Origin of the sequence: Caulobacter sp. FWC2 (assembly GCF_002742625.1) — a bacterium.
Classification (GTDB): Bacteria; Pseudomonadota; Alphaproteobacteria; order Caulobacterales; family Caulobacteraceae; genus Caulobacter.
On sequence record NZ_PEBF01000001.1, the window covers coordinates 732,577 to 753,083 of the forward strand.

Annotated in this window: 19 protein-coding genes; 8 read left to right on the forward strand and 11 right to left on the reverse strand. The window is 67.4% G+C overall.

Annotated elements, in window-relative coordinates; all coding sequences use genetic code 11:
* Positions 1-35: 35 nt before the first annotated feature.
* The 9 genes from CSW62_RS03480 to CSW62_RS03520 form a co-directional block, all read right to left on the reverse strand.
* Positions 36-1,655: a family 43 glycosylhydrolase gene (locus CSW62_RS03480; protein ID WP_099575805.1), complete on the reverse strand. Its 1,620-nt coding sequence runs from the start codon at positions 1,653-1,655 to the stop codon at positions 36-38.
* A gap of 286 nt (positions 1,656-1,941) precedes the next feature.
* A complete protein-coding gene (locus CSW62_RS03485; protein ID WP_099575806.1) occupies positions 1,942-3,378 on the reverse strand; it encodes a sugar porter family MFS transporter in 1,437 nt (478 codons plus the stop codon).
* 348 nt (positions 3,379-3,726) lie between these two features.
* A complete protein-coding gene (locus CSW62_RS03490) occupies positions 3,727-3,939 on the reverse strand; it encodes a hypothetical protein (RefSeq protein ID WP_099575807.1) in 213 nt (70 codons plus the stop codon).
* 278 nt (positions 3,940-4,217) lie between these two features.
* Positions 4,218-5,993, reverse strand: a complete 1,776-nt coding sequence (gene xylD / locus CSW62_RS03495; RefSeq protein ID WP_199170507.1) for a xylonate dehydratase XylD — start codon at positions 5,991-5,993, stop codon at positions 4,218-4,220.
* The gene (locus tag CSW62_RS03500) at positions 5,986-6,855 is read right to left on the reverse strand and encodes an SMP-30/gluconolactonase/LRE family protein (protein ID WP_099575809.1); all 870 of its coding nucleotides are present in this window, start codon (positions 6,853-6,855) and stop codon (positions 5,986-5,988) included. Before CSW62_RS03500 ends, xylD begins: the two co-directional genes overlap by 8 nt.
* 130 nt (positions 6,856-6,985) lie before the next feature.
* Complete coding sequence (gene xylB, locus CSW62_RS03505; protein WP_099575810.1) at positions 6,986-7,732, reverse strand: D-xylose 1-dehydrogenase; 747 nt, start codon at positions 7,730-7,732, stop codon at positions 6,986-6,988.
* A 5-nt stretch (positions 7,733-7,737) separates the two neighbouring features.
* Entirely contained in the window at positions 7,738-9,174 is a 1,437-nt protein-coding gene (locus CSW62_RS03510; RefSeq protein ID WP_099575811.1) for an aldehyde dehydrogenase family protein, read from the reverse strand.
* A gap of 22 nt (positions 9,175-9,196) precedes the next feature.
* Complete coding sequence (locus tag CSW62_RS03515; protein WP_099575812.1) at positions 9,197-10,351, reverse strand: fumarylacetoacetate hydrolase family protein; 1,155 nt, start codon at positions 10,349-10,351, stop codon at positions 9,197-9,199.
* Between the two features lie 174 nt (positions 10,352-10,525).
* Positions 10,526-11,581 carry a LacI family DNA-binding transcriptional regulator gene (locus CSW62_RS03520; RefSeq protein ID WP_099575813.1) on the reverse strand — a complete coding sequence of 352 codons (1,056 nt, stop codon included), beginning with the start codon at positions 11,579-11,581 and terminating at the stop codon, positions 10,526-10,528.
* Between the two features lie 88 nt (positions 11,582-11,669).
* On the opposite strand from CSW62_RS03520, the gene CSW62_RS03525 reads away from it, so the two are divergent.
* On the forward strand, positions 11,670-12,185 hold the full coding sequence (locus tag CSW62_RS03525) for a molybdenum cofactor guanylyltransferase (RefSeq protein WP_099575814.1): 516 nt from the start codon (positions 11,670-11,672) through the stop codon (positions 12,183-12,185).
* 104 nt (positions 12,186-12,289) lie between these two features.
* Here the strand turns inward: CSW62_RS03525 and CSW62_RS03530 are convergent, their stop codons facing one another.
* Positions 12,290-12,991: a cytochrome c family protein gene (locus tag CSW62_RS03530; RefSeq protein WP_099575815.1), complete on the reverse strand. Its 702-nt coding sequence runs from the start codon at positions 12,989-12,991 to the stop codon at positions 12,290-12,292.
* 155 nt (positions 12,992-13,146) lie between these two features.
* On the opposite strand from CSW62_RS03530, the gene CSW62_RS03535 reads away from it, so the two are divergent.
* The 3 genes from CSW62_RS03535 (at position 13,147) to CSW62_RS03545 (ending at position 15,343) form a co-directional block, all read left to right on the forward strand.
* Positions 13,147-13,884, forward strand: a complete 738-nt coding sequence (locus CSW62_RS03535; protein ID WP_099575816.1) for a 3-deoxy-manno-octulosonate cytidylyltransferase — start codon at positions 13,147-13,149, stop codon at positions 13,882-13,884.
* Positions 13,881-14,732 carry a prephenate dehydratase gene (locus CSW62_RS03540; RefSeq protein WP_099575817.1) on the forward strand — a complete coding sequence of 284 codons (852 nt, stop codon included), beginning with the start codon at positions 13,881-13,883 and terminating at the stop codon, positions 14,730-14,732. The genes CSW62_RS03535 and CSW62_RS03540 overlap by 4 nt, the downstream gene beginning before the upstream one ends.
* Before the next feature lie 194 nt (positions 14,733-14,926).
* Entirely contained in the window at positions 14,927-15,343 is a 417-nt protein-coding gene (locus CSW62_RS03545) for an MAPEG family protein (protein ID WP_099575818.1), read from the forward strand.
* Between the two features lie 147 nt (positions 15,344-15,490).
* Here the strand turns inward: CSW62_RS03545 and CSW62_RS03550 are convergent, their stop codons facing one another.
* Positions 15,491-15,988, reverse strand: a complete 498-nt coding sequence (locus tag CSW62_RS03550) for an Lrp/AsnC family transcriptional regulator (RefSeq protein ID WP_099575819.1) — start codon at positions 15,986-15,988, stop codon at positions 15,491-15,493.
* A 142-nt stretch (positions 15,989-16,130) separates the two neighbouring features.
* On the opposite strand from CSW62_RS03550, the gene CSW62_RS03555 reads away from it, so the two are divergent.
* Genes CSW62_RS03555 through CSW62_RS03565 form a run of 4 tightly spaced genes read left to right on the forward strand, consistent with a single transcriptional unit; the run spans position 16,131 to position 20,506 of the window.
* Positions 16,131-19,562: an indolepyruvate ferredoxin oxidoreductase family protein gene (locus tag CSW62_RS03555; RefSeq protein ID WP_099575820.1), complete on the forward strand. Its 3,432-nt coding sequence runs from the start codon at positions 16,131-16,133 to the stop codon at positions 19,560-19,562.
* 41 nt (positions 19,563-19,603) lie between these two features.
* Positions 19,604-19,879: a hypothetical protein gene (locus CSW62_RS03560; protein ID WP_099575821.1), complete on the forward strand. Its 276-nt coding sequence runs from the start codon at positions 19,604-19,606 to the stop codon at positions 19,877-19,879.
* Entirely contained in the window at positions 19,876-20,205 is a 330-nt protein-coding gene (locus CSW62_RS27375; protein ID WP_143324325.1) for a type II toxin-antitoxin system RelE/ParE family toxin, read from the forward strand. Before CSW62_RS03560 ends, CSW62_RS27375 begins: the two co-directional genes overlap by 4 nt.
* A gap of 10 nt (positions 20,206-20,215) precedes the next feature.
* On the forward strand, positions 20,216-20,506 hold the full coding sequence (locus CSW62_RS03565; protein WP_099575822.1) for a hypothetical protein: 291 nt from the start codon (positions 20,216-20,218) through the stop codon (positions 20,504-20,506).
* Position 20,507 lies beyond the last annotated feature (1 nt).

A 20,507-nucleotide genomic window follows, 5' to 3' on the forward strand; every position in this document is an offset into this window, starting at 1 on the left:
CCCGGCATTCGCCGGCGAGAGCGGTGGTTGGTGGCTCAGTCCAGCGCCCGGTACTGGAAGTTCCGGAACCGCGCCGAGCCCTTGCCGGCCGCATAGAGGCCCGGCTTCAGCATCAGGAAGCCGCCGCGCACATTGTGGTGGTAGCCCGAAACCTCCATGCCCCGGTCGAACCGCTTCCAGGTTTTTCCCCCGTCACCGCTGGTGTGGAAGCTAACGATGTGGCGGGTGTTGATCACCTTCATCAGCATCCGCGAACCATGCGGATTGGCCGGCCGGCCGCGCTCGATGCCGTACTGGTGAGTGACGAAGGTCTTCTCGTCGAAGCCCAGGCCGCAATAGAGCTGGCGGTCATAGAACAGGATCAGGCCGGCGCGGGTCTCGGGATCGATCTCGATGTCGCAGGTGATCTCATAGGCCTGGTCGCCATTGACGAAGATCAGCGGCGCGCCGCTGGACGGGGCCTCGCCGGCGCCCTTCAGGGTCATGACGCCATTCGCGCGGCTGATGCGGCCCTGGTCGGTGGGCTTGGGATCGAAGAACGCCCACTGCACGCCGTACTTGTCTGTGCTGAAGTCGTCCGACAGCGCCTTGCCGTGCGGACCGGGCTGGCCGCCTTTTGGTTTCTTGATGGGCTGCGAGAGATCGCCGCCGCCGACCTCGAACCAGCCGTCGGCGGTCCAGGTGACCGGGGCCAGCAGGGTCTGGCGGCCCAGCGTGTAATAGCCGTTCTCGTAGCCGTGATAGACCGTCCACCAATCGCCGCCGGGGCCCTCGATGAGGGTGGCGTGGCCGCGCGACCACCACTTTTCGCTGTTGTCGACGGTGCGCACGACCGGGTTCCGCGGATGGTCCTCCCACGGGCCGGCCAGCGACTTGCTGCGCGCGACGATGACCATGTGGCCGGTCGGCGGGCCGGCCGTGCCGCCCACGGCGGTGACCAGGTAGAAGTAGTCGCCGCGCTTCATCACCTTGGGACCCTCGGGCGAGAAGCCCTCGACATCCCAGTCGTCCGGATAGCGCCACGGGTTATAGACGTGCTCGGGCTGGCCGACGGTCGACAGGCCGTCCGGGGCCAGCTTGATGCGATCGCCGCCCGACAGGAATAGCCAGCGCTCGCCGTGTTCGTCGACGACGTGGCCGGGGTCGATATAGCGCGGCAGCTTCAGGTCGATCGGCTCGGACCACGGGCCTTCGATCCTGTCGGCCCAGATCACGTAGCTGGTGTTGTTGTTGGGCTGCTTGGCCGGCAGGTAGATGTAGTAACGGCCCTTGTGCTTGCAGATCTCTGGGGCCCAGATCGAGCCGACATTGGTCTTCAGTGTCGTGACGACCGGCGTCCAGTTCACCAAGTCCCTGGAGTGCCAGATCAGCAGACCCGGATAGGCGTCGAACGAGCTGTGGGTCATGTAGTAGTCGTCGCCGTCCTTCAGGATCGACGGGTCGGGATGGTCGCCGGCCAGGATGGGATTGAGGAACGTGCCGTCGCCGAGGTCGGCCTTGCGCTGGCCTTCTATCCCCTTGGCCCAGGTCGGGCCGGTGACGGTCTTGGCGGGCAGCTGGCCCATCTGGGCCGCCTCGCTGGCGGCGGGAAGGGCGGCCAGGCCTGCGCCGGTCAGCAGCGAACCCAGCGCGCCGCGGCGGTTGATATCGACCATGGTAATGCCTCCCGAGCCTTGCGCCTGCCTTGCACGGAGAGGCGCTCGTTGCCGCTAACCTAGCGGCGAGGCGAAGGCGCTGTCCACCGGTGTCATTCTTTGTCTCGCTCGGGGAAACGGCAAAGATAAAGCCCGGGAGGCAAACCTCCCGGGCTTCTGCGTTTAGATGCTCCCCTGCATCGCGGGGGAGCTGTCGCGGAGCGACTGAGGGGGCGAATGCGGCGTAGGTCCAGCTAGCCCCCTCCAGCCCTCCGGGCCACCTCCCCCGCATCGCGGGGGAGGATCACTAGCCCTCCATCGCCTCCAGCTCCTTGCCGCGCGTCTCGTCGATCAGCTTCTGGACCAGGAAGAACGAGATCACGGCGCAGACGGCGTAGAAGCCATAGGTCGCCGGCAGGCTGGCCTTCCTCATGATCGGGAAGCTGAACGAGATCGCGAAGTTGGCGATCCACTGGGCGAAGCCGCAGACGGCCAGGGCCGAGCCGCGCATCTGGTTGGGGAACATCTCGCCCAGCATGACCCACATGACCGGACCCCAGGAGAGGTTGAAGAAGATCACATAGAGGTTGGCGGCGATCAGGGCGATCGGGCCGACGCTGGCGTCTAGGTGCAGGGCGCCGTTGATGGTGGTGGCGGTCGAGAAGCACCAGGTCATCACGCCCAGGGTCACAGCCATGCCGGCCGAGCCGATCAGCAGCAGCGGCTTGCGGCCGATCTTGTCGATCAGGCCGATCGCCAGCAGGCAGGCCAGGATCGACAGCCCGCCCGACAGGATGTTGATCTTCAGGCTGTCATCCTCGGTGAAGCCCACCGACTGCCACAGCACCGAGCCGTAGTAGAAGACGATGTTGATGCCGACCAGCTGCTGGAACACGGCCAGGACCAGGCCGGCCCACAGGATCAGGCGCAGCTTCTTGGTGGTGGGATCCAGCAGGTCCGAGAACTTCGGCTGGTGGTCGGCGGCCAGCGAGGCGCGGATCTCCGCGACCTTGGCGGCGCCCTGACCGGGGCCGAAAAGGCGCGACAGGATGGCTTCGGCCTGGGCGTCCTTGCCCTTGGCGACCAGGAAGCGCGGGCTCTCCGGGATCACCAGTAGCGCGAAGAAGAAGATGCCGGCCGGAATGACCTGCATCCAGAACATCCAGCGCCAGGCGGGCAGGCCCAGCCAGAACTCGGCGGTCGAGCTGCCGGCGGTGTGGGCCAGGGCGTAGTTGGCCAGGAAGGCGCCGGTCAGGCCGGTGATGATCATGATCTGCTGCACGGACGACAAGCGGCCACGGATATTGGCCGGCGTGACTTCCGAGATGTAGACCGGGCACAGCACCGAGGCGGCGCCGACCCCCAGGCCGCCGATCAGGCGGAAGATCACGAAGACCAGCGAGGTGTGGGCCGCGCCGGTGCCGATGGCGCTGACCAGGAACAGCAGGGCCGAGATGATCATCACGGTGCGGCGGCCCCAGACGTCGGCCAGGCGGCCGGCGGCGAAGGCGCCGAAAGCGCAGCCCAGCAGAATGGCGGCCACGTTGAGGCCTTCGCCGGCTTCCGTCAGGTTGAAGGCGGCCTTCAAACCCGTCTGCGTGCCGTTGATGACGCCGCTGTCGTAGCCGAACATGAAGCCGCCGATGGTGGCGACGGCGACGATCGCGGCGATGAAGGCCATGTTGACCTTCGCCCCATCGGCGCTCATGCCGGCGCTCGGACCGGCGTTGATGACTGAAGCCACAGGTTTCCTCCCCATGGGGCCTGCCGGCCCGTTTGATGCCCTCGCGGTCCTTGTCAGACCTCTGGTTGACGGCGACACTAGTGTTACCGGTATCAGCGCGCAAGCGGTGGTTCTGACGACCACATCCCCTACGCGCGGGACTCACCCCTGCGAGCCTTCGATAGCAGACGCGCGACGGTTTACGCGACGCCCGTGTGGTAGGACGCGCGGCGTCTTCCTCCGCACAGCGACCTGGATTCACTACGCTTGGCGGGCCAAAGCGTCCGCCCGCCATGTCAGCGCCGTAACGCCGTGGTGATGGCCATCCAGCACTGCGTGCTTCGCACCTCCGCCTCCGCGGAACCCAACTCAGTGGCCATCCTCATAGGGGGCAATCTCGGCGCCGAGGCCCAGGGCGCGGCGGCCCGTCTTCACGATCAGCAGGGTCAAGGCGACGAGGGCGGCGGGAACCAGGGCCAGCAGCCAGACCATCGCGACCAGGCCGAGCTGAAGCACGGTCGTCAAGACCACCAGGGTCGGCGACTCGCGGTCCTCTCTTAGGGCTGGGCTCAACCACGGCATGAAGTACGAGCTCGATAACGTAGGCCCCGAAGGCGCAACATAGACCCGATTTGGGTTTCAACCCAGAAGAGAATTTTACATTTGACTGCAAGTTTCTCAAGGAATTGTTAAGCAATTCAAGGACTGCAGGACAAGACTCGTCCGCTCCAGGCCCGAATAATCCCCCTCACTGGGAAGAGCATCGCGGCCGAGGCGATCCGTCATGGCGCGAAGAACAAAAACGCCGCGACCAGCCCTTCGCTGTCGCGGCGTTTCCTTCGGTACGACCCTATCGGGTCCTAATGGTTATGCCGGGGCAGTTTCGACGCCAGGTCCTGGTACTTCACCGCGAACTCCAGCACCCCGCCGGTTTCCAGCTGACCCGTGTGGGCGCGGTAGATTTCCTGCCAGGGGGTCATGGTCGCCGGGACGGCGGGGATGCCCTCCTTGCGGCGTTCGGCGATCGTGGCCTCGTCCACCAGGGCGTCGCAACGGCCGGTGTTGAGGTCGATGCGGATGGTGTCGCCGGTGCGCAGCCACGACAGGCCGCCGCCGATGGCGCTTTCCGGAGAAGCGTTGAGGATCGAGGGGCTGTCGGCGGTGCCCGACTGGCGGCCGTCGCCCAGCGTCGGCAGGCTCATGATCCCGCGCTTCAGCAGGGCGTCCGGCGGCTGCATGTTGACGACCTCGGCCGAGCCGGGCCAGCCGATCGGACCCGCGCCCCGGATGACCAGGATGCAGTGCTCGTCGATCTCCAGCGCCGGGTCGTTGATCCGGGCGTGATAGTCGTCCGAGCCGTCGAAGACGATGGCGCGGGCCTCGAAGATATCTTCCTGGCCCGGCTGGCTCAGATAGCGGGCCCGGAAGTCGGCGCCGATGACGCTGGACTTCATGATCGCGAAGTCGAACAGGTTGCCCTTCAGCACCAGGAAGCCGGCCTTCTCGGCCAGCGGCTGGGCATAGGGGAAGATCACCTCGCGGTCGTGGGTCTCGCGGCCTTCCAGGTTCTCGGCCATGGTCTTGCCGGTCACGGTCAGGACGTCGCCGTGCAGGCGACCCTGCTGCAGCAACTCCCACAACACGGCGGGCGCGCCGCCGGCCCGGTGGAAGCGCTCACCCAGATACTTGCCGGCCGGCTGCATGTTGACGATCAGCGGGATGTCGTAGGCCGCGCGCCAGTCGTCGGCGGTGATTTCCAGGCCGGCGTGGCGCGCCATGGCCGCGATGTGCGGCTGGGCGTTGGTCGAGCCGCCCGCCGCCGCCACCAGGGCGATGGCGTTCTCGAAGGCCTTCTTGGTCAGGATGTCGAGCGGCTTTACGTCTTCATAGGCCAGGTCGACGATGCGCTGGCCGGTCCTGTAGGCCATCTGGCCCCGCTCGCGGTAGGGAGCCGGGATGGCGGCGCAGCCGGTCAGCGACAGGCCCAGGGCCTCGGCCACGGCGTTCATGGTCGAGGCCGTGCCCATGGTGTTGCAGTGGCCGGCCGAGGGGGCCGACGAGGCGGCCCGGTCGATGAACTCTTCCTCGGTGATCTCGCCGGCCGCCAGCTTGCGGCGCGAGCGCCAGATCACCGTGCCCGAGCCGACCAGCTCGTTCTCGTGCCAGCCATCCAGCATCGGGCCGCCCGACAGCACGATGGCCGGGATATTGACCGTGGTGGCGGCCATGATGCCGGCCGGCGTGGTCTTGTCGCAGCCGGTGGTCAGGACCACGGCGTCGATCGGATAGCCGTGCAGGGTCTCGACGAGGCCTAGATAGGAGAGGTTCCGGTCCAACGCGGCCGTCGGGCGACGGCAGTTCTCGAAGATCGGGTGGACCGGAAACTCCATGGGGATGCCCCCGGCGTCGCGAATCCCGTCGCGCACCCGGCTCACCAGATCGAGGTGGATGCGGTTGCACGGCGAGATGTCGCTGCCGGTCTGGGCGATGCCGATGATCGGCTTGCCGCTGCGCAGCTCCTCCGGCGTGATCCCGTAGTTCATGAAGCGCTCCAGATAGAGCGCCGTCATGTCGATATGGTCGGGATTATCGAACCAATCGCGGGACCGGAACCGGCGGGGCGTGCGATCAGGCAAGGCGGACCTCATGTTGGCGCTGGCCCGCGATATTGACCCCGATGGCGAACAGGCCGCCGGCCAGCGGATACTGGGCCAGGGTCTCTTCGCTGAGGCCTTTGCGAGCGGTGGTGAAGAATAGGGTTTTCAGATCCGGTCCGCCGAAGCAGACCTTGGTGACGTTGGGCGCGGGCAGTTCGATGCGGCCCACGATCTCGCCGGCCGGGGACACGCGGATTACGCCAAAGCCGCCCCACAGGGCGATCCACAGGCAGCCTTCCGAATCGACGACCGTACCGTCCGGATAGATGTCGTCGCCCAGCTTCACCTGGACGAACGCGCGCTTGTTCGACAGCGTCCCGTCCTCGGCCAGGTCATAGGCCCAGACCGTCTTTTCCAGGGTGTCGGTGTGGTAGAAGGTCTTGCCGTCGGGCGAGACGCACGGGCCGTTGGTGATGCAGATGTCCTTGTCCATCCGCGCCACGCCTTCGGCGTCCATGCGGTAGAGCGAGCCGCTCTTGTTCTCTTCGCCGTCGTGCATGGTGCCGAACCACAGGCGGCCGTTGGCATCGACGGTGGCGTCGTTGGGGCGGTTGTCCAGCGCCGGATCCTCGACCTCGATCAACGAGCGGAAGCCCGTCGCCGGATGGAACCGATGGATGCCGCCCTTAAGCCCGACCACGAACCCGCCGCGATCCGGCAGGGGCGCCAGGAAGGCGACCTGATCGGGGGCGGCGAAGCTGAAGTGGTCGCCGGTCGCCGGATCGTAGTTGTGGATCTTGCGGCCCTTGATGTCGACGAACCATAGCGCGTCGCCATGCCAGATGGGGCCCTCGCCCAGCGTGGCCTTCAGATCCCAGACGCAGGTGGCTTGAGCGGTCATATCATCCTCTTCAGATCCCTCCCCCTCGATGGGGGAGGGTAGGGTGGGGGTGAATAGGACATCGGCGGCCGAACCGCCACATCACCCCCATCCCCAACCCTTCCCCCATCGAGGGGGAAGGGAGCAACCCCTAACGCCAGCCCGCGTCGATCCAGTATTCGTGACCGGTGCACAGGGCGGCGTCGTCCGAGGCCAGGAACAGCACCAGCGAGGCGACGTTCTCGGGCACAAGGCGGCCTTTCAGGCACTGGGCCTTGACGATCTCGGCCTCGCCTTCGGGCGTGTACCACTTCTCCTGGCGCTTGGTCTTGACGTTGCCGGGCACCACGCAGGTGACGCGGATGTCGTCGGGACCCAGCTCGCGGGCGAGCGCCCGGGTCATGCCCTCGATGCCGGCCTTGGCGGTTTCGTAGAGGACCAGGTCTTCCAGGCCCAGGTGCCAGCTGATCGAACCGAAATTGATCACCGCCCCTCCGCCGCGCTTGGCCATGCCCGGCGCGACGGCCTGGGTGCAGAACAGCATGTGGCGCAGGTTGACGTTGATCCGCTCGTCCCAATAGGCGCCGGTCACGTCGCCCAGCTTGTGGCGGTCGTCATTGCCGGCGTTGTTGACCAGCACGTCGATGTCGCCGATCTCGGCGAAGACCGCCTTGATCGCATCCAGGCTCATCAGGTCGCAGCGCTTGTAGACCGGCGGGATGGGCGAGCCGGCAAGTTCGGCTTCCAGCGCCTTGGAATCCGCGTCGGCGATGTCGAGGAAGATCACTTCGGCGCCCTGCCGCGCGAAGCCGGTGGTGAGGCCGGCCCCGATGCCCGAGCCGCCGCCGGTGATGACGACGCGCTTGCCCTTCAGGCTGGGATAGATGGCTGACGACATGCTGCTTAGGACCACGAGTAGGAGGTTTTGGTCTGGGTGAAGAACTCGACCGCCGCGAAGCCTTGTTCGCGCGCGCCGTACGAGCTGCTCTTCGAGCCGCCGAACGGCACGTGATAGTCGACGCCGGCCGTGGCCAGATTGACCATGGTCATGCCGGCCTTGGCGTGGCGCTGGAAATGGCGGGCGTATTTCAGCGAGGTCGTGGCGATGCCGGCCGACAGGCCGAACTCGACGCCGTTGGCGACCTCCAGGGCCTCTTCGTACGACCCGACGCGGATGGTCGAGGCGACGGGGCCGAAGACCTCCTCGTTGTTGATCCGCATGCCGGCCTGCGTGTCGGCGATCAGGGTCGGCTGCACGTACCAGCCGGGATTTTCCAGCTTCAGGCGCTCGCCGCCGGTGACGACGCGGCCGCCTTCCGAGGTGGCGATGTCGATATAGCGGTACGAAGTCTCCATCTGGTCTTCGGAGACGGCCGGGCCGATCTGGGTGTTCGGATCCAGCGCATCGCCGACCCGCAGGGCGGCGACCTTCTCGGCCAGCAGGGCCACGAACTTGTCGTGGATGCCGTCCTGGACGATCAGTCGCGAGCTGGCGGTGCAGCGCTGGCCGGTGGCGAAGAACGAGCCGTCCAGGGCGATGGCGACGGCGCGCTCCAGGTCGGCGTCGTCCAGGATGATCAGCGGGTTCTTGCCGCCCATCTCCAGCTGCACGCGGGCCTGGCGGGCCACGGCGGCGGCGGCGACCTGCGCGCCCACGCCCTGCGAGCCGGTGAACGAGACGCCGTCGACATCCTTGTGCTTGATCAGGGCGTCGCCCATCGAGCCGCGGCCGAACAGCATGTTGAACACGCCGGCTGGCGCGCCGCATTCCATCATGATGTCCGCCAGCACGTTGGCGGTGGCCGGGGTCGGGCCGGCCGGCTTGATCACCACGGTGTTGCCGAAGGCGAGAGCCGGAGCCGCCTTCCAGGCCGGTATGGCGATCGGGAAGTTCCAGGGCGTGATCAGACCGAACACGCCGACGGCCTGGCGATAGGTCTGGACCTCGACGCCGGGACGGGTGCTTTCCAGGTTCTGGCCGTGGCGGCGCAGGGCCTCGCCGGCGAAGTACTTGAAGATGCGGCCGGCGCGGACGGTCTCGCCGATCCCCTCGGCGACCGTCTTGCCCTCTTCGCGGGCCAGCAGGCGGCCGATGTCGGCGCTGCGGGCGATGATGGTCGAGCCGACCTTGTCCAGCAGGTCAGAGCGGACTTCAGGCGAGGCTTCCGACCACGACGGGAACGCTTTCTTGGCCGCGTCGACAGCGGCGTCGACCTCGGCCTGGCCGCCCATCGGGACCTTGGCGACGACGTCGTTGGTGTTCGACGGGTTCAGGCTCTCGGCTGGGGCGTCGGCGGCGACGCGTTCGCCGCCGATGTAGTGGCGCAGGGTGTCGGTCATCGCCGAGCTCCTTCGATCTGGATTAGAGCAGGCCGCGGCCGGCCAGGTTGCGGATCAGGGCCGAGATGCCGAACGTCCATGGCTTGGCCTTGTCGCAGGTCGTGACCTCGTTCTCGAGCACGCCCAGCTTGGGGGTCGAGACGCGCACGCGGTCGCCGACCTTGTGGGTGAAGCCCTGGCCGGGGGTGTCGCGGTCCTGGATCGGCGCGAACATGGTGCCCAGGAACAGGGCGAAGCCGTCCGGATACTGGTGCTGCTTGCCGAACGCTTGCCCCGCTAGGACAGCGGGATCGCGGCTGATCAGGCTCATGTTCGACTTGCCGTCGAGCACGAAGTTGTCGCGGCCGGTGATTTTCAACTCGACCTCGGCCGAACGCACGTCATCCAGCGAGAAGACGTCGTCGAATAGGCGGAAGAACGGGCCGATGGCGCACGAGGCGTTGTTGTCCTTGGCTTTGCTCAGCAGCAGGGCCGAGCGGCCTTCGAAGTCGCGCAGGTTGACGTCGTTGCCCAGCGAGGCGCCGCGGATCTGGCCCGAACCGTCGCACAGCAGCACGACTTCCGGCTCGGGATTGTTCCAGTGGCTGTCGTAGCGGACGCCGACATGGTCGCCCCAGCCCATCGACGACAGGGTCGGACCCTTGGTGAAGATCTCGGCGTCGGGGCCGATGGCGACCTCGAGATATTGCGACCACAGGCCGTCCTTGATCAGGGTCTGCTTCAGGCGCTCGGCGCCCTCCGAGCCCGGGTTCACGCTGCGCAGGTCGCCGCCCATGCTCTCGGCCAGCTGCTCGCGGATCTTCAGGGCCTCGGCGGCGTCGCCGCGCGCGCGTTCCTCGATCACCCGCTCCAGGGTCGAGACGGCGAAGGTCACGCCGGCGGCCTTCAGGCATTGCAGGTCGACGGGGGCCAGCAGCTTCACGGCCGCGGCGCCGTCGGCGTCTTCCCAGACGGGGCGGATGTCGAGGGCTTCCAGCGGACCCTTGTCCTCGCCGCGCGGGATCACCGAACCGGGCGGATAGGCGTTCATCAGGTCGGCGACGGTGGGAGCGATCTTCGAGACGTCCTCGACACGACCGCCGCGCACCAGCACGGGCGTCGGGCCATCGCCGAAGTCGATGCGGCCCAGCAAGGTCGCGTCTTTCCAGTCTTCCGGAAGGAATTCACTCACGCCCACGGCGTCGTCTCCCCAAGTTCGAGCGTCTGGAAGCTGCCGACACGGCGGCGCTCGTTGATCAGGCACTTGGTAGCGCTAACATGTCTAAGCCGCAAGCGACTTGTCAGACCAATCCTTTGAACACCCTCACGGGCTTCGCGCGGACCCCTTCGTCTCTCTCTGTGAGAGGGGGATCTACTCGCTGACCGGCCCGCTGGAATCCCGCACGATCAGGGTGTGGGGATGGATCAGCTGCCTCGGCTCGCCGCTGCCGTCGCGCTTGCGGCGGATTTCCTCCAGCACCAGGTCGACGGCGGCGCGGGCCATGGCGGCGATGGGCTGGTGGACGGTGGTCAGGGCCGGCCAGATGTTGTCGGCGATCGAGGTGTCGTCGAAGCCGACGATCGAGACGTCGCCCGGCACGTCGAGGCCCAGGCGGTGAGCAAGACCCTCGGTGGCGGCGGCCATGTCGTCGTTGGCGGCGAAGATCGCGGTCGGGCGCGGCCCGGCCGATAGCAGGCGCTCGGCCGCCTCCAGGCCCGAGCGATAGGTGAAATAGCCCTGCTCGACCCGGATGTCCTCCATCGGGATCCCTGCGGCCTTGAGGGCGGACATGAAGCCGTCCAGGCGCTGCTGGCTGACGGTCTGGTTTGGGTGGCCCTTGATGAAGCCGAAGCGTTTGTGACCCAGATTGATCAGGTGCTGGGTCAGTTCATAGGCGGCCGCCTCGTTGTCGATGCGGATGGTGGCCATGTCAGCGCTGGCCATGCCTGGGGCCACGGCCACGGCGGCCGCGCCGGCGGCCTTCACCTCGGCCAGCACCTGCGGCGACTCGCACAGCGGCGGCGGCAGGATCAGGCCGTCGACGCCGGTCTTCAGCAGGCGGGCCAGGGTGGCGCCGGCCAGCTCGGGCTCGGCGCATTTCTCGATGACGATCTGGGCGCCGGTGCGGCTGCTCTCGTCCAGGGCCCCGACCAGGAACTCCGACAGGTAGCCGGTCGACGGGTTGTCGTAGAGCAGGCCGATGCGGAAGGGCGCGCTGCCGGCCAGGCTGCGGGCGGCGGGATTGGGGGCGTAGTTCAGCTCGGCGATGGCCTGTTCGACCAGGGCGCGCGTCTCTTCCTTGACGGTGCTCTCGCGGTTGATGACGCGCGAGACGGTCATCGGCGAAACGCCCGCCCGGGCGGCCACGTCGCGGATGGTGGCGCTCTGGGTCGTACGACGACGCTGGCGCTCGACAGGCTGGCTCATTCTTATTTCGGTCCCTTTGCGGCGCGGATGCTAGACCGCTTCGGGGCGGGGTTGGAAGACCGCTGGAAAATCCTGGTAAGGCCAGTTCATGAGCAGTCTCGGCGCCATCATCCTGTGCGGCGGCGCGTCCCGACGGATGGGGCGCGACAAGGCCGTGCTCGACTGGGACGGCGCGCGGGCGGTGGACCGGGTGGCGGCCTTGGCGAGGGCGGTCGGCGCGGAGGCGCTGGTGACGGCGGGGGCGGACCTTGGCCTGCCTTGGGTCGCCGATGACGCGGCGTTCGCCGGACCGGTCGGCGGGGTGCTGGCCGGGGCGCGGGCGCTGGGGTCGACGCGGCTGCTGGTGCTGGCGGTCGATGCGCCGACCGTGCTGCCGGAGGACCTGGCGCCGTTGTTGGTCGGCGGCGGCTATTACGAGGGCCTGCCTGTGCCGATGGTGGTCGAGGCGCGCGCGCTGCCGGCCGACGCCGAGGCCGGTTGGCCGCTGCGGCGGCTGGTGGAGCGGGCGGGACTCGTAGCCGTGTCCGCGCCGGAGGCGGCGATGGCCCGGCTGCGCGGGGCGAATACGCCGGACGAGCGCGAGCGCTTGTTGCGCCGACCTTAGCGCCTCCCAGCTCGGCGACGTCCGATTTGGGCAAGGTGTCAGCCAAGCAAAAAGGCCCCGGAGTTTCCTCCGGGGCCTCTTCGATGTGCAGAGCCTTGGAAGGCTTAGGCTTTCGGCGGGGCCGTCGCGCCACCTGCGGCCGGAGCGGCCGGAGCGGCGGCGGCGCCAGCGGCGGGAGCCGTCGTGCCGCCCGGAGCAGCCGGGGCCGCGGCGTCGGCGGCAGGCGCGCCAGCAGCAGCCGGAGCAGCGGCGGCGGCCGGACGCGGCGGCGGGACCGGCAGCTTCGAGCCGAGGCTGTGCAGGTAGGCGATGACCGCGATGCGATCTTCCGGCTTCTTCAGACCCACGAAGGTCATGTTGGTGCCGGGGACGTCCTTACCGGGCGCCTTCAGGAAGGTGTACAGGGCGTCGTAGTCCCACACGGGCTGCTTGCCCGAGAAGTCCTTCATCGCGCCCGAATAGTTGAAGCCCGGGTGGCCGGCCGGCTTGCGGCCGACGACGTCCCAAAGGCCAGGGCCGGTGGCGTTGGCGTTCGAGGCGTCCAGCTTGTGGCAGGCCGCGCACTTGGCCGAGACGGCTTCACCGGCGGCGATGTTGGCCGGGGTCAGGACCGCATTCCAATCGGGCGGGGTGTCGGCCGCAGCGGCGCCGCCGCCGGCGGACTCTTCCTGGACTGCGATCTCGTAGCCGGCCTTCTCGACTTCATGCTTCTTGAAGACGATGTCCGACGCTTCTCGCAGACCAAAGATGATGAGGCCGGTCAGCAGCACGCCGCCAGCGATCTTGTTGAACGTCAGGTCGCTCATTTCAGCCTAGTCAGCCTCTTGTCGGCCCACCCCAGGGCGGGCTTTGAACCAGCGCCTCGGACTCGCGATACGAGTCTCCAGCGCACGTCATGTTGCGCTCGCGTCTCTTACACGCTACCGCCCCTCGCGCAACAGGGCGGCGGAGATTTGAACCCATGAACCCCCTCATTCTGATCCCCGCGCGCATGGCCGCCGCACGGCTTCCCGGCAAGCCGTTGGCGGACATCGGCGGTGTTCCGATGATCGTCCGGGTTCTGCGCCAAGCTCTGAAGGCGGACATCGGTCCCGTGGCCGTGGCCGCGGGCGACGCCGAAATCGTCGAAGCGGTTCAACAGGCTGGCGGGATCGCGGTACTGACCGATCCCGGGCTGCCGTCGGGATCGGACCGGATCCAGGCCGCGCTCGCCCAACTCGATCCGGGGTTCGAGCATGACGTCGTGATCAACCTGCAGGGCGACATGCCGTTCGTCGACCCGGCCGTGCTGAGCGACTGCGCGCGGATACTTAAGGAGTTCAACGACGCCGATATCGCCACCGTCGTCGCCCCGGAAGCCTCGATCGCCGACCGCGCCAACCCGGACGTCGTCAAGGCCGTGCTGGCCATGGAGGATGACGGCCAAAGCGGCCGCGCGCTCTATTTCACCCGCTCGACCCTCTATGGCGACGGGCCGGTCTGGCGCCACATCGGCATCTATGGCTATCGCCGCGAGGCGCTGGTGGTGTTCAACGACGCCGCCCCCTCGGCCCTCGAGAAGCGCGAGAAGCTGGAGCAGCTGCGCGCCCTGGAGCTAGGCCTGACCATCCGCGCGGCCGTGGCGACGAGCGCCCCCATCTCGGTCGACAATCCCTCCGACCTCGAAGCGGCCCGTAAGCAGGCCCAGGAAACCGCATGAGCATCCTCAAGAAGATCGCCTTCCAGGGCGAGCCCGGCGCCAACAGCCACGAGGCGTGCCGGACCTACTTCCCGGACTACGAGGCCTATCCCTGCAAGACCTTTGAAGAAGCGTTCGAGGCCATCAAGACCGGTGTCGCGGCCCTGGGCATGATCCCGATCGAGAACTCGATCGCCGGCCGGGTCGCAGACGTCCACCACCTGCTGCCGGCCTCGGGCCTGAAGATCATCGGCGAGCGCTTCAAGCCGATCCGCTTTCAGCTGATGGCCAACAAGGGCGTCAAGCTGGAGGACGTGAAGGTGGTCAGCTCGATGCCGATCGCGCTCAGCCAGTGCCGCAACAGCCTCAAGCGCCTGGGCGTCGAGACGGAAGCCGCCGGCGACACGGCCGGCGCGGCCAAGGCCCTGGCCCTGAAGCCCAATCCGACCCACGGCGCCGTCGCCCCGGCCCTGGCGGCCGAGATCTACGGCCTGGACATCCTGGCCCGCGACATTGAGGACGAGCGCCACAACACCACCCGCTTCCTGGTGATGACGGCCGACAAGACCCCGCCGGCCCCGGACTTCACCCATCGCTGCGTGACCAGCTTCGTGTTCCGCGTCCGCAACCTGCCGGCCGCGCTGTACAAGGCGCTTGGCGGCTTCGCGACCAACGGCGTCAACATGACCAAGCTGGAAAGCTACATGGAAGGCGGCAACTTCACGGCGACCTTCTTCTACGCCGAGGTCGACGGCCGGCCCGAGGACCGCTCGCTGGCCCTGGCGCTTGACGAGCTGAAGTTCTTCTCCGAGCGGTTCGAGATCCTGGGGGTCTACCCGGCTGATCCGTTCCGGGATCGGGGGGCCTGATACGTCCTCCCCCGCGACGCGGGGGAGGTGGCCCAGAGAGCCGGAGGGGGCCAGCTAGGCCGACCTCCAGCTCGCCCCCTCAGTCGCTCCGCGACAGCTCCCCCGCATCGCGGGGGAGCATCTATCCCCAACGTCACGCTTCCGATATCGACGTTATCCGCTTACCCTCCTCGCAAAAGACGGGGAGGGTTCACGTGAATAGTTCGATGATCGCGCCGGTGATGGCGTTGGTGGCTTGGTCTCTGGTGATGTGGGTCTGGATGTACGTCCAGCGCATCCCGGCGATGCAGAAGGCCGGGGTCAAGCCTCAGGACGCCCGGTTCCCGGGCTCGCTGGACATCCTGCCCGACGGCGCGCGGCAAGCGGCCGACAACTACAATCACCTGATGGAGCAGCCGACCATCTTCTACGCGGCGGCCCTGGCTATCCAGGTCGCGGGCCACGCCGACGGCATGGCGGTGCATTTCGCCTGGGTCTATGTCGGCGTGCGGGTGCTGCACAGCCTGCTGCAGATCAGCATCAATCTGGTGCCCCTGCGCTTCCTGCTGTTCGTGATTTCGACGGGCGTCCTGGCGGCGATGGTCGTGCGGGAGCTGATGAAGGTCTTCTGAGGCGGCGAGCGGCCGAACCCTCTCCCCTTGCTGTTCAGCCGGGAGGGGGGGGCGGCTGTCAGCCGGGCGTGAAAAAGGGGCCGCCCGCGCGACCCCTCATCCGTCGACGGCGTCGACACCTTCTCCCGCAAGGGGAGAAGGAAGGTTCTAGCTCAGCGGGCTGACGTACGGGCTCACCAGGCCCAGCGGCACGGCGGTCGAGTTCTTGACGCCGCGGATGACGATGCGGCTCTCGATATTGCTGACCAGACCCAGCGACAGCAGCTTCTCGCGCAGGAACTCGTCGAAGGCGTGCATATCGCGGGTGACGATGCGCATCTCGTAGTCGGCGGCGCCGGTGACGGTGGCGCACTGCACGACCTCGGCCCACTTGGCGACGGCCTGTTCGAAGGTGTCCAGATTTTCCTTGGTCGGAAGGGACAGCTTGACGGTGCAATAGACTTCGAAGCCCAGACCCAGCTTCTCGCGGTCCAGGATCGTGACGCGACGCTGGATGACGCCGGCGTCTTCAAGGCGCTTGATCCGGCGCCAGCACGGGCTGGACGAGAGGCCGACACGTTCGGCGATCTCCGCGACGGACAGTCCGGCGTCGTGTTGGATGAGATCCAGGATCTTGGCATCCACGGCGTCGAGTTGTTCGGACAAGAAATTCCTCCCCCAAGTGGGCGTTGACGCTCCAATTTTGCGCAAAGGGGGCCTGAGTCGGGCACGCCTTGGGCAAACAATTTCCGCGCTTCTATAAGATATTGCGTTACGGGCGAGAAGACCCCGGAGGAAAATTTTTGCCATGCGGCACTCTGAAGTCACTCTCGACGACAAATACGTGCTCGAAAATGGTCGAGCCTTCATCACGGGCGTGCAAGCGCTGCTGCGGGTCCTGCTGGATCGCAAGCGCCTGGATCGCCTCGCGGGCCTGAACACCGGGGGTTATCTTTCCGGCTATCGCGGCTCGCCGCTGGGCGGTCTCGACCAGCAGGCCGCGCGCATCAAGAAACTGCTGACCGCGCACGACGTGGTCTTCCAGGAAGGCCTCAACGAGGACCTCGCCGCCACGGCCGTGTGGGGCAGCCAGCAGGCCAACCTGTTTCCCGGCGCGCTTTATGATGGCGTGTTCGGCATGTGGTACGGCAAGGCGCCCGGCGTCGACCGCACCGGCGACGTCTTCAAGCACGCCAATTTCGCGGGGACCTTCCCGACCGGCGGCGTGCTGGCGGTGGCCGGCGACGACCACGCCTGCAAGAGCTCGACCCTGCCGTCGCAGTCGGAATTCGCCTTCCAGGACTTCGAGATGCCGGTGCTGTCGCCGGCCGACGTCCAGGAAGTGCTGGACTACGGCATTCTCGGCATCGCCATGTCGCGGTTCTCGGGTCTGTGGACCGGCATGATCGCCCTGGCCGACACCATGGACAGCGGCGTGACCATCGACGTCTCGCTGGATCGCCACCAGGCCGTCATTCCCGACTTCGCCTTCCCGCCCGGCGGCCTGGGCATCCGCCAGAAGGACCAGCCGATGGAGAAGGAGCGGCGGATGCGGCTCCACAAGCTCCCGGCGGCCCTGGCCTTCGCCCGCGCCAACCATATCGACCGCGTGGTGCTGGGCGCCTCGCACGTGAAGGTCGGCAAGGCCCGCCTGGGCATCGTCTGCCAGGGCCAGGCCTACAAGGACGTGCTGGAGGCCTTCACGGCCATGGGCATGACCCTGCAGGAAGCCGCCGACCTGGGCGTCTCGATCTACAAGGTCGGCATGCCGTGGCCGCTGGAGCCGCTGGGCCTGCGGGCCTTCGCCGCCGGTCTTGAGACCCTGATGGTCATCGAGCACAAGCGCGGCCTGATCGAGCCCCAGGCGCGCGCGGCGCTGTATGACCTTCCCGCCCAGGCCCGCCCCCGCATCATTGGCAAGGTCGACGAACGCGGCGCTCCGCTGCTCTCGGAGCTGGGCTCGCTGTCGGTGGCCGAAATCGCCCTGGCCATCTACGACCGCCTGCCGGACGGCCCGCACATGGAGCGGGCTCGCGCCTATCTGAACCGCGTCTCGGCCGCCGGCGTCGCCGCCGTCAGCCTCGCCGCCGACCAGGCCCGCAAGCCGTTCTTCTGCTCAGGCTGCCCGCACAACAGCTCGACCAAGCTGCCCGAGGGCTCGCGCGCCCTGGCCGGCATCGGCTGCCACTACATGGCCGGGTTCAATGACCCGATGACCGACCTCAACACCCACATGGGCGGCGAGGGCCTGACCTGGGTCGGCGCGGCGCCATTCACCTCGGAAAAGCACGTCTTCCAGAACCTGGGTGACGGCACCTACAATCACTCCGGTTCGCTGGCCATTCGCGGCGCGATCGCGGCCAAGACCAACATCACCTACAAGCTGCTCTATAACGACGCCGTCGCCATGACCGGCGGCCAGCGCGCCGAGAGCGGCTTCACCCCCGCCCAGATCACTCGCCAACTGGCGGCCGAGGGCGTGACCAAGACCGTCATCGTCGTCGACGAGCTGAACCGCTACGAGGGCGTCAACGACCTGGCCCCCGGCGTCGAGGTCTTCCCCCGCTCGGACCTGATGCGCGTGCAGGAGATGCTGCGCGACACGGCAGGCGTGACGGTGCTGCTGTACGACCAGACCTGCGCCACCGAAAAGCGCCGCCGCCGCAAGCGCGGCTCCATGCCCAAGGCGACGCAGCGCGTGTTCATCAATCCGCTGGTCTGCGAGGGCTGCGGCGACTGCTCGGTGAAGTCCAACTGCGTCTCGGTCGAGCCCCTGGCCACCGAGTTTGGCCGCAAGCGCAAGATCAACCAGTCGTCCTGTAACCAGGACTACAGCTGCATCGAGGGCTTCTGCCCCTCGTTCATCACTCTGGAAGGCGCGGAAAGCGCCAACGCCAAGAAGCTACCGGCGGCGCTGACCGCAGAGTCGACGCCGCTGCCCGAGTTCGAGCCGCTGACCGGCGTGCGCAAGATCCTGTTCACGGGCGTCGGCGGCACCGGCGTCACGACCGTGGCCTCGATCCTGGCCATGGCCGCCCACATCGACGGCCGCGCCGGCAGTGTCGTGGACATGACGGGCCTCGCCCAAAAGGGCGGCTCGGTGTTCAGCCACGTCAAGATCGGCGAGACCGAAGAGACCATCGTCGGCGGCCGTGTGCCGGCCGCCAGCGCCGACGTGCTGATCGCCTGCGACCTGCTGGTGGCGGCCTCGCCCGAAGGCCTGTCGCTCTACGCCAAGGACCGCACGCGGGCTTTCGGCAACAGCGACTTCGCCCCGACCGCCGACTTCGTCACCAGCCGCGACGTGAAGTTCGACTCGAGCGCCATGGCCCGCCGGGTGAAGGGCGCGACCAACACCTTCGACGCCTGTCCCGCCCAGCGCCTGGCCGAGACCGAGTTCGGCGACGCCATCTACGCCAACATGATCATGGTCGGTTTCGCCTGGCAGCGCGGGGTGATCCCGGTCTCCAGCCGCGCCCTCTATCGCGCCATCAAGCTGAACGGCGTCGATGCGGAGGCCAACCTGCAGGCCTTCGAACTGGGCCGCCGCGTGGCCCACGACCCGACCTCGATCGCCGTGAAGGAAGACAAGGTCGCCACTCCCGAGACCTTGCCGCTGGACGCGCTGATCGCCCACCGCACCAAGGAGCTGACGGCCTACCAGAACGCCGCCTACGCCCAGCGCTACGCCGACAAGGTGGCCAAGGTCCGCAGCGCCGAAGCCGCCATCGGCGGCGAGGCCCTGACCCGGGCGGCGGCGGTCAATCTGTACAAGCTGATGGCCTACAAGGACGAGTACGAAGTTGCTCGTCTGTATACGGACGGTCGCTTCAAGGCCGAGCTGGCCGGGACCTTCAAGGGCGGCAAGGCCAAGGTCTGGCTCGCCCCGCCGCTGCTGGCCCCCAAGGGGCCGGACGGCAAGCCCAAGAAGATCGCCTTCGGCGGCTGGATGCTCGACGCCGCCTTCCCGATGATGGCCAGGATGAAGTGGCTGCGGGGCGGCGCGCTCGACATCTTCGGCCACACCGAAGAGCGCAAGATGGAGCGCGGCCTGATGGCGTCCTACGAGACGACCCTCGACCGCCTGGCTGCCGGCCTCTCCCAGGAGAGCCTGCCCTTGGCGGTGAAGATCGCCGAGATCCCTCAGCAGATCCGCGGCTACGGCCACGTCAAGGACGCCTCGGTGGTCACCGCCAAGGCAGCCGAGGCGAAGCTGTGGGCGCAGTGGGGCGGTAGCTAACCACCGTATCGTGGCGGGAAGTCTGTGCTAGGCTTCCCGCCATGAACAAGCCGGTTCGACATCCCGATAGGCACTTCATCCCGCCGTCTCTCGCCGAGCGCTTCCAGCCGGCGGTCGAAGAAGGCGTTTTCGAGAGTGTCGGCGAGGCCGTTTTCGTGGCGGCGGAAGCCTTCGCGGATCGCCTTGAGTTCGGCGTCACTGATGATGTTGAGGCCATCCGCCTGTCGATCGAGAAGACGATCGAGGAAGATGACTACCAGGACGCTGAGGTGGTGTTCGCCGAACTTCGCGAACGCTTCGGCGGGGGCGAGGATTGAAACGTCTTCGTTTCTCGCGTCGCGCGAAACTCGACCTTTTGAACATCGTTGGCTGGATCGCTTCCGATCGCCCGCTCGCGGCGCGTCATGTCGTTGGTCGACTGATCGAGCGGACGGAGGCCTCGCGAGAGACGCCCGAGATGGGGCCGCACTATTCCGTTTATGGCGCGGGGGTCAGGGGCTTTCCGTCAGGCCTTAAATCATTCTCTACCGTGTCTCGGACGAAGACGTCTTCATTGAGCGCGTCATCCATGGCGCCCGCCTTCCCAAGAATATCCGCTGAGCGCTTGTCTCCACGCCGTGGCGCGGCTGCTACTACGTGCTAGGTTCTCCGCCATGACCAACTCCGCCAAGCCCGTGACCGTCACCCTCAACGCCGAGGACGCCGCCGACCTGCAGGCGCGGGTCGAACGGGGCGAGTTCACTTCGCTGGATGAGGGCGTGGCCGCGGAACTGGCCGAGCTGAACTATCGCCGGGCGGCGGAGATCGTCGGCGGTCCGGAGAAGCTGGAGGCCCTGCTGGACAAGCTCGAGGTGGTCGAGACGCAGGACCCCGCCGACTGGATCGGCGGCAAACGCTCGCTGTCCGACATGCTGGCGGACCTGAAGGCGCAAGCCGGGTCGTAGG